At 66.0% G+C, this 2,402-nt stretch carries 2 protein-coding genes and 1 pseudogene; all 3 read right to left on the bottom strand.

Annotation, left to right across the window (positions count from 1 at the left end):
- Positions 1-939 (bottom strand): MBL fold metallo-hydrolase (locus EN742_RS32020; RefSeq protein ID WP_148670407.1); only part of this gene is annotated, 939 nt, incomplete at its 3' end.
- Between the two features lie 95 nt (positions 940-1,034).
- The gene (locus EN742_RS32015) at positions 1,035-2,171 is read right to left on the bottom strand and encodes an ABC transporter permease (protein WP_126059285.1); all 1,137 of its coding nucleotides are present in this window, start codon (positions 2,169-2,171) and stop codon (positions 1,035-1,037) included.
- 8 nt (positions 2,172-2,179) lie between these two features.
- Positions 2,180-2,402: pseudogene (locus EN742_RS32010) on the bottom strand (ABC transporter ATP-binding protein); the annotation flags it as partial.

Below are 2,402 nucleotides of genomic sequence, written 5' to 3'. Positions count from 1 at the left end.
GGATGGAGCGACCGTCTCGCCATAGGCGGCCGCAAGCGCGCTCACGGCGCGCCAGCCCGTGCAATGCCCGGGCGATATCAGCTGCAGGTCAAACTCGGCCAGTGCTTCGACCGTCTCGGGGATGATCGGCTCGGTCACCCCCGAGAGGTGGAAGCCGCCGAACGCGCCGTAGAGCGGAATTTCCGGAAACCGTGCCTTGGCGTGGGTCAGGACGTTGATCAGGCCGGCGTGCGAGCAGGCGGTGAAGACGATTTGCCCCTTGCCGGCCACGTTGATTGCCACGTAGCGCTCGTCCGGCATCACTTCGTCCAGTTCCCAGCCGCCTGCGGCGGTCTGGCGATACTGGCCGGGAAAGCCGCGTTCGAACCGGGTCACGCGCGGGATTTCGCCGCTGACATAGAACGTCTCGTCAAGAAGCAACTGCTCGTCGCGGGTAACGATGACATCGGCGCCGCTCCCGGACAGGACCTCCACGCTCGGCACCAGTTCCATCGGCCGAAACTGCCCATCGGCGGATTTGGTCGCCCGCAAGGCGAACATGTCGGGATGCATGTAGGTCGGGACGGGCCGCCCGCCATTGGCCATCGTGATCATCTGCAGGGCGCGCGGCATTGCGCCGGCGTGGTCCCAGTGCCCATGCGACAGCATTACCGCCCCAACCTCCCCGAGATCGACGCCGAGCCTGACCGCGTTGCGCTCGAACACCCATTCCTCGGGCCCGGTGTCGAACAGCAGCGTGCGGCTGGCCGATGCCGTCCGGACGGTGATCAGGCAGGAAAGCCCATGCGCGGCGCAGCACAGGCATTTGCCCGACAGCCATGGCATCCCGCGACGGCGAAGGCGGGCGAACTCGGTCTCGACGAAGCCGGGGCTCGACGACAGGCTGTCCGTCGCGTTGTCGACGAGAAAGATGACCTCTGCCGTATCGACGACCCTCATCGGACCAGCTCTGATGATACAGGAACCACCACTCTATCGCATTCGAGCGTCCGGCACAGCCGCGACAAGCGTGCGGAGCCCATGCCTTGCTGGACCTAGTCCAGCGTCCGCCTGAACCGCACCAGCGCCACGCCGGCAAACACCGCCACGAACAGCACCAGCCAGCCGATCTCGGTCGCCACCGCCGGCAGCTCGGCGCCCTTTAGCATCACCGCGCGGATGATGCGCAGGAAATGCGTCAGCGGCAGGATCTCGCCGAACAGCTGCGCCCAGCCCGGCATGCCGCGATAGGGGAACATGAAGCCCGACAGCATGATCGAGGGCAGGAAGAAGAAGAAGGTCAGCTGCAGCGCCTGCATCTGCGTGCGTGCGATCGTCGAGATGGTGTAGCCGAGCAGCACCAGCGCCAGCACGAAGATCAGCACGGCGGTCAACAGCAGCGAGATCGAGCCGGTGAACGGGATGGAAAACAGAAGCTTCGCCGCCGCCAGCACCACCACCACCTGCACGGCGCCGACCACCAGATAGGGCAGCACCTTGCCCATCATGATCTCGAGCGGGCTGGAGGGCATGGCGAGCAGGTTCTCCATCGTGCCGCGCTCGGTCTCGCGCGTCAGCGCGATCGAGGTCATCATCACCATCGTCATCTGCAGGATGACGCCGAGCAGGCCGGGCACGATGTTGTATTGCGAGATGCCTTCGGGATTGTAGCGCCGGTGCACCACCACTTCGAGCTGGCCCTTGGCGGTTTCCGCCGCCGCCTCCTGCATGCCGCGCGCCCGAAGCAGCGCCTGGTTGGCGACCGTGCCCAGCGTCGAGATGGCGCCGCTCGCCACGGCCGGGTCGGTGGCGTCGGCCTCGATCAGGATCTGCGGACTGTCACCGCGCTCGACGCGGCGGGCGAAATCGGCGGGAATGGTGACGACAAAGGCGACGTCGCCGCGCGACATCAGGAACTCGGCCTCGGCGGCACTTTGCGCGACATGGTCGAAGCGGTAATAGCCGGTGGTCTGCAGCGCCGAGACCATGGCCCGCGTATAGGGATCGCTGCTCGTCGCCACCAGCGCCGCCGGCAGGCTCTTCGGATCGTTGTTGATGGCATAGCCGAACAGCACCAGCTGCATCAGCGGTACGCCCAGCATCATGGCGAAGGTGATGCGGTCGCGCCGCATCTGGATGAACTCCTTGATCAGCAGCGCGCCGAGCCTGGCGAAGGAGAACAGGGCGCTCATCCTGTTTTTCATCCCATATTGTCCTTCGAGCCGGCCATGAACTGGATGAAGACGTCCTCGAGGCTGGTTTCGCCCGGCGTCACCGTCACGCCCTTGTGCTGCTTTTCGACATCGGCGAGCGCCGCCTTGAGCGCCTGTTTGTCGGAGCCGACGACATGCAGCGTCGCGCCGAACGGCGCCACCTGGTCGACGCCGGCGCGGCACTGCAGCGCCTCCGCGACCTGGTCGAGA

It is taken from the genome of Mesorhizobium sp. M4A.F.Ca.ET.020.02.1.1 (genome assembly GCF_004022645.1).
Classification (GTDB): Bacteria; Pseudomonadota; Alphaproteobacteria; order Rhizobiales; family Rhizobiaceae; genus Mesorhizobium.
This window is presented reverse-complemented; position numbering and strand designations above follow the sequence as displayed.

What these genes read in the sequence shown, in the direction of transcription:
- EN742_RS32015 (WP_126059285.1), bottom strand. Translation starts at nt 2,171, where the DNA reads ATGAGCGCCCTGTTCTCCTTCGCCAGGCTCGGCGCGCTGCTGATCAAG.